This is a genomic window from Pseudonocardia sp. SID8383, assembly GCF_009864975.1.
In the GTDB taxonomy this organism is placed as follows: Bacteria; Actinomycetota; Actinomycetes; order Mycobacteriales; family Pseudonocardiaceae; genus Pseudonocardia; species Pseudonocardia alni.
The window spans coordinates 1-8,276 of record NZ_WWFY01000415.1 but is presented as its reverse complement, the minus strand read 5'-3'; the positions used below and the strand labels follow the sequence as shown (position 1 = coordinate 8,276).

General features: G+C 75.6%; 11 protein-coding genes. 5 read left to right on the top strand and 6 right to left on the bottom strand.

All coding sequences use genetic code 11. The features are described 5' to 3' along the window. On the top strand, nt 1-347 hold a 347-nt coding region (locus GTW08_RS10275; protein WP_202416927.1), incomplete at its 5' end, for a hypothetical protein. Here GTW08_RS10275 and GTW08_RS10270 read toward each other — a convergent pair. Both GTW08_RS10270 and GTW08_RS32690 read right to left on the bottom strand, forming a co-directional pair. Continuing rightward, entirely contained in the window at nt 286-744 is a 459-nt protein-coding gene (locus GTW08_RS10270; protein WP_073574745.1) for a cupin domain-containing protein, read from the bottom strand. The two genes, GTW08_RS10275 and GTW08_RS10270, sit on opposite strands and share 62 nt — an antisense overlap. 10 nt (nt 745-754) lie before the next feature. Next, nucleotides 755-1,327, bottom strand: coding sequence for a class I SAM-dependent methyltransferase (locus GTW08_RS32690; RefSeq protein WP_073574744.1), 573 nt, complete (start codon nt 1,325-1,327; stop codon nt 755-757). A gap of 66 nt (nt 1,328-1,393) precedes the next feature. Between GTW08_RS32690 and GTW08_RS10260 the strand changes: the two genes are divergently transcribed. Next, nucleotides 1,394-1,624 (top strand): AraC family transcriptional regulator, encoded by a 231-nt coding sequence (locus GTW08_RS10260; RefSeq protein ID WP_073574743.1) that lies wholly within the window; start codon nt 1,394-1,396, stop codon nt 1,622-1,624. Here the strand turns inward: GTW08_RS10260 and egtD are convergent. Genes egtD through egtA form a run of 4 tightly spaced genes read right to left on the bottom strand, consistent with a single transcriptional unit; the run spans nt 1,611 to nt 6,124 of the window. Further along, nucleotides 1,611-2,600: an L-histidine N(alpha)-methyltransferase gene (gene egtD, locus GTW08_RS10255; RefSeq protein WP_083658209.1), complete on the bottom strand. Its 990-nt coding sequence runs from the start codon at nt 2,598-2,600 to the stop codon at nt 1,611-1,613. The genes GTW08_RS10260 and egtD overlap by 14 nt on opposite strands. Then, nucleotides 2,597-3,346: an ergothioneine biosynthesis protein EgtC gene (gene egtC / locus GTW08_RS10250; RefSeq protein ID WP_073574742.1), complete on the bottom strand. Its 750-nt coding sequence runs from the start codon at nt 3,344-3,346 to the stop codon at nt 2,597-2,599. Before egtC ends, egtD begins: the two co-directional genes overlap by 4 nt. After that, the gene (egtB, locus tag GTW08_RS10245; RefSeq protein WP_073574741.1) at nt 3,339-4,700 is read right to left on the bottom strand and encodes an ergothioneine biosynthesis protein EgtB; all 1,362 of its coding nucleotides are present in this window, start codon (nt 4,698-4,700) and stop codon (nt 3,339-3,341) included. Before egtB ends, egtC begins: the two co-directional genes overlap by 8 nt. Then, a complete protein-coding gene (gene egtA / locus GTW08_RS10240; RefSeq protein WP_253067912.1) occupies nt 4,697-6,124 on the bottom strand; it encodes an ergothioneine biosynthesis glutamate--cysteine ligase EgtA in 1,428 nt (475 codons plus the stop codon). The genes egtB and egtA overlap by 4 nt, the downstream gene beginning before the upstream one ends. 124 nt (nt 6,125-6,248) lie before the next feature. On the opposite strand from egtA, the gene GTW08_RS10235 reads away from it, so the two are divergent. From GTW08_RS10235 to GTW08_RS10225, 3 genes are all read left to right on the top strand, one after another. Then, entirely contained in the window at nt 6,249-6,821 is a 573-nt protein-coding gene (locus GTW08_RS10235; RefSeq protein ID WP_073574739.1) for a TetR/AcrR family transcriptional regulator, read from the top strand. Between the two features lie 27 nt (nt 6,822-6,848). Then, entirely contained in the window at nt 6,849-7,853 is a 1,005-nt protein-coding gene (locus tag GTW08_RS10230; RefSeq protein ID WP_073575288.1) for a dihydroxyacetone kinase subunit DhaK, read from the top strand. Continuing rightward, on the top strand, nt 7,850-8,276 hold a 427-nt coding region (locus tag GTW08_RS10225; protein ID WP_161151820.1), incomplete at its 3' end, for a DAK2 domain-containing protein. The genes GTW08_RS10230 and GTW08_RS10225, both read left to right, overlap by 4 nt.

The following is an 8,276-nucleotide window of genomic DNA, read 5'->3' as shown; positions in this document are numbered from 1 at the left end:
CGGTCGGGCTGTGGCGGGCCTGGCTCCCGCCGATCCTGGCGGGGCTGGTGCTGCTCGCGCTCGCGGCGCTGTGGGGTCGCCGGCACCCGGGGCCGGCGGGCACCGTGGGCCGGGTCGTGGGGCTGCTGCTCGCGCTGGGACCGGCGACGCTGCTCGCCTACCGCGGGCGGCTCGTGGATCCGCTGGCCGTGTTCACCCTGGGGCTGGACCCGTCGGTGCGGACGTGGCCGGTGATCGACGTCGTGCTGGGGACGCTGCTCGCGGTCGCCCTCGCGGTGACGCTGCTCAGCGCCGTGGGTGCAGGGGGTCGACCCAGGGGACGTGCTCGGGGTCGGGCACCCCGGTGATGTCGAGGTTGACCACGATCGGCTCCTGACCGGAGCGGGTCAGCACGCACTCCAGCGGCTCGTCGTCGAGGGCGTTGATCTCCTGGTGCGGCACGAACGGCGGCACGAAGATGAACCCGCCCGGCCCGGCCTCGGCGATGAACTCCAGATTCTCGCCCCATTTCATCCGGGCCCGGCCGCGGACGACGTAGATGACGCTCTCCAGCTCACCGTGGTGGTGCGCGCCGGTGCGGGCGCCGGGGTGGATGGTCACCGTGCCCGCCCACAACCGCTGCGCGCCGACCCGGTCCCCGGTGACGGCGGCGGCGCGGTGCATGCCGGGCGTCTGCGGGGTGTTGGCGTCCAGCATGTCGCCGGGGATGACCCGGACGCCGTCGTGGCGCCAGTCGGTGCTCATGCACCCGACCCTAGCCGCGGCCGGCCCGGAACCGGAACGACCGCGCACCCAGCTCGGTCTCCGGCCGTGCGAACCCGGCCGCCCCGAGCCGCCGCGGCAGCGTCGCCGGGTCGACCGCGGTCAGGGTGTCCCCCATGTGGATCGTCCGGAACCGCAGCGTCATCCGGGAGTCGATGCCCGCGAACGTCCCGCCGGGACGCAGTACCCGCGCGGCCTCGGCGAAGAGCCGGTCCTGCTCGCCGGGCGTCGGGACGTGGTGGAGCATCGTGAAGCAGACGACGGCGTCGAAGCTGCCGTCCGGGAAGGGCAGGGCGGCGCCGTCGCCGTGCCGGACGTCGACACCGAGCTCACCCCCGAGGCCCGCACGCAGGTCCTCGGCCAGCACCGGGTCGACCTCCAGCGCGGTCAGCGCCCCGGTGCGCGCCGCGAGCCAGCGGGTGGTGACGCCGTAGCCCGGGCCGATCTCCAGGACCTCGCCGGTGAGGTCGACGCCGCGGGTGGCCCAGGGCAACGTCGTCCCGTGCATCCGGTCGGCCCAGGAGTCGGAGCGGCAGATCCGTCGGTGCAGCGCGTTCATCGCCATGTCCGCGACGCTAGGCGCCACCCGCGGTGGCCGGGAACCGCTGGGCTGCCGGATCGTGTCGCCGAGATGCGCGGGATCTACCTGTGGCCCGGCCGCTGCCCGATCGACCGGCCCGCACCGTGCGTGCTCGCGGTGGAGCCGCTGGTCGCGGGGCGCCCGGTCGGCGTGGTCGCCCGGCACCTCGGCCACGCGACGCCCTCGGCGTTCGTCACGGCGTTCCGCCGGGAGACCGGGACCACGCCGTCGGCGGTGCTGCGCCCGGCCGGCGCAGCACCGCCGGACCTCAGGCGGCGGTGAGCAGCGTCAGCGCGAACCGCGCGTCGGGGTCGACCCAGCGCCGCGTCGTGGCGAACCCGGCGGCGGCGGCGAACGCGTCGACCGTCGCGGGGGTGAACTTCGCCGAGATCTCGGTGGCGAGCTCCTCCCCCGCGGCGAACGCGACGTCGAGGTCGAGGTCGGCGATCCGGACCCGCATGTCGCGGGTGGCGCGCAGCCGCATCTCGATCCAGGAGTTCTCCGCGTCCCAGACGGCGACGTGGTCGAACGCGTCGACGTCGAAGGTCGCGGCGAGCTCGCGGTTGAGCACGTGCAGCACGTTGCGGTTGAACTCCGCGGTGACCCCGGCGGCGTCGTCGTAGGCGGGGACCATCACCGCCGGGTCGGTGGCCAGGCCGGTGCCGAGCAACAGCTGCTCACCGGGCTGCAGCACCGAGCGGACGTGGACCAGGAAGTCGTGGCGCGGGCCGGGCATCAGGTTGCCGATGGTGCCGCCGAGGAAGGCGATCATCCGCTTCCCGCCGGGGTCGGCCCCGGGCAGCCGGCCCAGGTCGCGGGTGAAGTCGCCGACCACGCCGTGCAGCTCCAGCTGCGGGTAGTCACGGTGCAGCTCGTCGATGGCGCCGCGCAGCGCGGACTCGCTCACGTCCTGCGGCACGTAGCGGCGCAGCGTCCCGGCGCGGGTGAACGCGTCGAGCAGCAGCCGGGTCTTGGTCGAGGACCCCGACCCCAGCTCGACGACGGTGTCGGCGCCCGAGGAGCGGGCGATGTCGTCGACGGAGTCGGTGAGCAGAGCCCGCTCGGTGCGGAACGGGTAGTACTCGGGCAGCTCGGTGATCCGCTCGAACAGCTCGGACCCGCGGGCGTCGTAGAACCACTTCGGCGGCAGCTCCTTCGGCGACGCGGCGAGGCCGCGGCGCACGTCGGACCGCAGCGCGGTGTCGGCATCGGTGTCGGAGAGGTGGACGTCCAGCTGGATGGCGCCGGGAGTGCTCACGGAGCTCCTAGGTCATGACTCTCGTGGTGGCCCGGTCGGGCCACCACCAGGTGCCGGTCGGGCACCCGGGTCCAGTCGGGGAACGCATGGGTAGGTTCGGAGGCGACGGTGACGCCCGCCGGTCCGGCCCGGACGGCGAGTGCGTGCCGCCAGGCCGTGGCCCAGATCGTCGTGCCGTCGGTGAGCAGCAGGTTCAGCCGCGAGCCGGGTGCGCTCCGCTCGGTGTCGGCGCAGACCCGGGCCAGCAGGTCGGCGGGGTCGGCGCCGTCGGCGAGACCGCGCCGGACCACCGCCCACAGCAGCGCGGCGTCGGTGGGGGCGTCGAGGGTCATCAGGTCGGTGACGGGCAGCGCCGCCGCGGCGGCCGCGAGGGAGTCCGGCCAGCCGCGGACGACGCCGTTGTGGCTGAACAGCCACCGCCCGTCGGTGAAGGGGGCGGCGGCGGTCGCCGTCACCGGCATCCCGACCGTCGCCGAGCGGACGGCGGCGAGCACGGCTCCCGACGTCGTCGCCGCGGCCAGCGCGGCGTAGGAAGTGTCGGACCACAGCGGTGACGCCGACCGGACCCGTACCGGCGTCGTGCTGCCGGGCGGGTACCAGCCGGTGCCGTGGCCGTCGGCGTTGATCGTGCCGCCGCCGCGCATGTCGGCCGGGGCGTAGGACTGGGCGAGCAGCCCGTGCTCCGGCTCCAGGACCAGCGACGCCAGCGTGGCCGGCTCACCCAGGTACGCGAGGTGCCTACACACCGGCGTCGCGGACCAGCCGGAATCCGGCGAAGATCTGCCGGCGGATCGGGTGGTCCCAGTTGCGGAACGTCGCCCGGATCGCCGCCGGGTCGGTGCCGAACGACCCGCCGCGCAGCACCGCGTAGTCCCCGCCGAAGAACACCTCGGAGTACTCGGGGTACGGGAACACGCTGAACCCCGGGTAGGGGTGCCAGCCGGAGTCGCACCACTCCCAGACGTCGCCGACCATCTGCTGCACCCCCAGGGCGGACGCCCCCGCCGGGTAGGAGCCGACCGGGGCGGGCTGGAGGTGGCGCTGTCCGAGGTTGGCGTGCTCGGCGCGCGGCTCGTCGTCGCCCCAGGGGAAGCGCCGGGACCGGCCGGTCGCCGGGTCGTGCCGGGCTGCCTTCTCCCACTCGGCCTCGGTGGGCAGGCGCTTGCCGACCCAGCGGGCGTAGGCCTGCGCCTCGTGGAAGGACACGTGCACGACGGGCTCGTCGTCGGGCACCCGCTCGACGACGCCGAACCGGCGCCGCCACCAGGTGCCGTCGCTGTCGCGGGACCAGAACCGTGGCGCGACCAGTCCCTCCTCGGTGCGGTGCGCCCACCCGGCGTCGGTCCACAGCCGAGGGTCGTCGTAGCCGCCCGCGTCGACGAACGCCGCGAACGCGCCGTTGGTGACAGGGTGCACGTCGATCCGGAACGCGGGCAGGTCCACGACGTGCGCGGGCCGCTCATTGTCCAGCGCCCACGGCTCGGCCGAGGTCCCCATCTCGAACGGGCCCGCCGGGACGAGCACCTCCGCGGCCGGGTCGACCGCTCCGGCCGGGCGGGGCGGCGGGGCGGCGTCGAGCACCGGCCCCCCGGAGCGCAGCTGGTGGGTGGCGAGCATGGTCTCGTCGTGCTGCTGCTCGTGCTGCACGATCATCCCGAACGCGAAGCCCTCGGCCTCCAACCGGCGACCGCGCAGTGGGCTGCGGTGCAGCGCGTCGAGCGCCTTGTCCCGCACCTCGGCGACGTAGCCGCGGGCCTCGGCCGGGGTGAGCAGCGGCAGCTCGACCCGCGAGGAACGGGAGTGCTGGAACGCGTCGTAGAGGCCGTCGATCTCCGGGCGCAGCGGCTCGCGGCCGCCCACGTCGCGGACGAGCCACAGCTCCTCCATCGACCCGATGTGCGCGAGGTCCCAGACCAGCGGCGACATCAGCGGCGAGTGCTGGGCGGCCAGCTCGCCGTCGTCGAGGGCGGTGAGCGCGGTGCTGCGGTCGCGGGAGCGGCCCAGCAGCGCGGCGACGCGGGTACGCATCGTCTCCGGGCTCTCCCCCGGGGTCGCGGGGCCGGTCAGCGGTCCGGCGGGAACGGCGGGATCGGCGGTCATGCCACGTCCTCCTGGGCAGCCTGGTCGGCGGTGTCGACGGCGGACCGGCCGGGTTCTCGACCGGTCACCTCTCGTGCGGCGGGCGCGCCGGGCAGGGCGGAACCCAGATGGAGCCCCGGCGGGAACGGATCGGCGGTCGGGCCCGCACCCTGCTCGGCGGGGTCGGTGTCATCGGCGGGGCAGCGGCCCTGCAGCACGCGCCGCTCGGTGACCTCGCGCAGCCGGGCCAGCACCGCGCCCGGCCCGGTGGTCAGCGGATGGTCCGCGGCGGCCAGCACGTCGCAGGCCAGTGGGAACAGATCGGCGGCCGCCGCGGCCAGACCCGGGTGGTCCAGCCCGTGGCGGGCGGCGGCGACCCACTCGTCGCGGACCGGCTCGCACCGCTCCCGGACCCGGTCGACGACGGGGCCGGAGGAGGTGAGCGCCAGCAGCACCGCGGTCGGCAGCGCCCAGTCGTCGCCGGCCTGACCGTCGACGTAGCGCACCTCGAGGTAGCCGTGCGGGCGGACCGGCGGGAAGAGGGTCGAGACGTGGTAGTCGAGGTCGGCCAGTGTCGGCGGCCGGTCGAGGACCCCGCCGCGGGCGCGGCCGGACACCCAGTCGGCGAAGGTGACCCCGGCCGGCACCGACCAGGTCCCGGTGCCGCGCACGCACAGCAGCGGGGTGGTGACCACCCGGCGCGCCCAGGCGGCGGCCGGGTCGGTACCGGGCGTCGCGGTGGGCGGCGGCGCGGTCCGCGCGGGGTCGAGGCTGAGCCAGCACGCCTGCCGGGAGGACTTCCAGCCGGTGCGGCGGCCGTGCTGCACCGGCGAGTTCGCGAACGCTGCGAGCAGCACCGGGCCCAGCTCGTGCAGGACCGCCCAGCGTTCGGCGATCCCGGCGGCCGGGCCGGCGTCCAGGCTGACCTGAACCGCCGCCGTGGAGCACATCCCGCTGCGTCCGTGCGGGCCGACGCCGTCGAACACGCACTCCATGGCCGCGTAGCGCGGCAGGTCCAGCAGCCGCCGGGCGGGCCGGACCGGGTCGGCGGCGCGGTCGTGCGGGCGCAGGCCGTGCTCGGCGAGCAGACCGTGGAGGTGGGCTGCGTCGTCGCCGAGGGCGCCGAGGAGGGCCTCGAGCGAGTCAGCGGGAGCGCTGGAGATCTCGATCTGGCCGCCCGGCTCGACGGTCACGGTGCCGCCCGCGGGGAGCGGGGCCGCGTGCGACGCGGGGTCCAGGGAGGCCGGGCGGTGCGGGCCGAGAGCGGCACGCACGGCGTCGAGGTCGACCGGGTCGGCCGGTCGACCGGGTCGGTGGAGCATCCATTCGATCTCGACACCGGCCAGGGTCGGGGGGCCGTGTTTGAAGCAGACCGAGGCCACGTAGGCCTCGGCCTCCCCCACGCTGCGGAGCACACCGTCGGTGCTCTGGTCGTCCAGGGTCACCACGTCGACGCTACCCCCGACGTGTGACACCCGCACGCGATGAAACCGTGGTCGCCGGTGCCGCCGGTGACCGGCGACACGACCGTCCACACATGCAGGACAAGCGTACGGAATACTGGGGAGCATGCCCCGCGTCAGCACCGACCAGCTCGCCGCACGCCGGCAGCAGATCCTCACCGGTGCCCGGACCTGCTTCGCCGACCACGGCTACGAGGGCGCCACCGTCCGGCGGCTCGAGGAGTACACCGGGCTGTCCCGTGGCGCGATCTTCCACTACTTCCGGGACAAGGAGGCGCTGTTCCTGGCCCTGGCCGAGCAGGACGCCACCCGGATGGCCGACGTCGTCGCCGAGCAGGGCCTGGTGCAGGTCATGCGCGACCTGCTGCGCGGCGGCTCGGACCGCAGCTGGCTGGGCACCCGCCTGGAGGTCTCCCGACGGCTGCGCACCGACCCGGAGTTCCGGGCCCGCTGGCAGGAGCACTCCGGCGCGCTGACCGCCGCGACCCGGGCGCGGCTGGAACGTCAGGCCGCAGCCGGCGCGCTGCGCGACGACGTGCCGGTGCCGGTGCTCGCCCAGTACCTGGAGCTGGTGCTGGAGGGGCTGGTCTCGCACCTGGCGATGGGGCTGCCCGCCGACGACCTCGGCCCGGTGCTCGACCTCGTGGAGAACGCCGTCCGCGCGCCGTTGATGCGCTGACCGCCCACGGCCAGCATGATCGGCGCCATGCCGTTCCCCTTCCACCCGGCGGGCGACGACCCCGTCCCGGCCGCCGTCCGCGGGTTCGCCCGGGCCCACGCCGACCTCGTCGCCCTGCACGAGGACCCGATCCACCTCCTCGCACGCCACCGGGCACCCGGCAGGCGGGTCGGGCTGGTCTCCGGCGGGGGTTCCGGCCACGAGCCGCTGCACGCCGGGTTCCTCGGCCGCGGGATGCTCGACGCCGTCGCCCCCGGGCCGGTGTTCACCTCCCCGCACAACAAGGCCGTGCTGTACGCGTCCCGGGCCGCGGCGGGCCCGGACGGGGTGATCCACATCGTCAAGAACTACACCGGAGACCGGATCAACTTCGGCATCGCGGCGGAGCGGCTGCGGATGGAGGGCGTGGACGTCGCCCGCGTCCTCGTCGACGACGACCTGGCCACCGACGGGCTCGACACCGCGACCGGGCGGCGCGGGACCGGGGCGACCGTCGTCGTCGAGAAGATCCTCGGCGCCGCCGCGGACAGCGGTGCCGGGCTGGCCGAGCTCGCGACGCTCGGTGCGGACGTCGCCGCGGCCTCGCGCAGCCTCGCCGTCGCCTCCCGCGCGCAGACCTCGATGCGCACCGGGGAGCCCGCGTTCGCCCTCGACGGGCGGCTCGACTACGGCGTCGGCATCCACGGCGAGCGGGCCCGGCGCTCGGTCGACCGGCCGCCCACCGAGGAGCTCGTCGACCGGATGCTCGACGAGGTCGTCGCGGGCCTGCCCGACGGCCCCGACCAGGTCGTCATGGTCGTCAACGGCATGGGGGGCACGGCACTGCTGGAGCTCTACGTGCTCGCCGAGCTGGCCGCCGCCGGGCTGGAGGCGCGCGGGCTGGAGCGGGTGGGCCTGCTCGTCGGCACGTTCGTGCCCGCCCTGGACATGGCCGGGTTCTCGCTCACCCTGACCCGGATGCGCCCGGAGTGGACGGGCCTGTGGGCCGCGCCGGCGCAGACGGCCGCCTTCCCTCGGACGGAGACCTCATGACCGGCCACCACCCCCTCGACCAGGACGCCGTGCTGGCCCGCTTCGCCCGGGCCGTCGAGGACGGCCACGGTGTGCTCACCGACCTCGACCAGCACTCCGGCGACGGCGACTACGGCGACAACCTGCGCGCCGGGGTCCGGCTGGCCGTCGCGCTGGCCGGGCGCGGACCGCAGCGCGGGTTCGGCGCGCTCGGCGAGGTCTTCCTCGACGAGGTCGGCGGCACCAGCGGCCCGCTGCTGGGCCTGCTGTTCTCCGAGATCGCCCGCGCGCTGTCCTACGGCTCGGCAGACACGGCCGCGTTCGCCGCGGGCGCCCGGGCCGGGCTGACCGCGATCCAGCGGGTCGGCGAGGCCGAGGTGGGCGACCGGACGATGGTCGACGCGCTGGCCCCGGCCGTGACCGCGCTCGACCGTTCGGGGTACG

Coding starts and splice junctions, on each gene's coding strand:
- GTW08_RS10270 (WP_073574745.1), bottom strand. CDS start 744: ATGAGCACCGACTGGCGCCACGACGGCGTCCGGGTCATCCCCGGCGAC.
- GTW08_RS32690 (WP_073574744.1), bottom strand. CDS start 1,327: ATGGCGATGAACGCGCTGCACCGACGGATCTGCCGCTCCGACTCCTGG.
- GTW08_RS10260 (WP_073574743.1), top strand. CDS start 1,394: ATGCGCGGGATCTACCTGTGGCCCGGCCGCTGCCCGATCGACCGGCCC.
- egtB (WP_073574741.1), bottom strand. CDS start 4,700: ATGACCGCCGATCCCGCCGTTCCCGCCGGACCGCTGACCGGCCCCGCG.
- GTW08_RS10235 (WP_073574739.1), top strand. CDS start 6,249: ATGCCCCGCGTCAGCACCGACCAGCTCGCCGCACGCCGGCAGCAGATC.
- GTW08_RS10230 (WP_073575288.1), top strand. CDS start 6,849: ATGCCGTTCCCCTTCCACCCGGCGGGCGACGACCCCGTCCCGGCCGCC.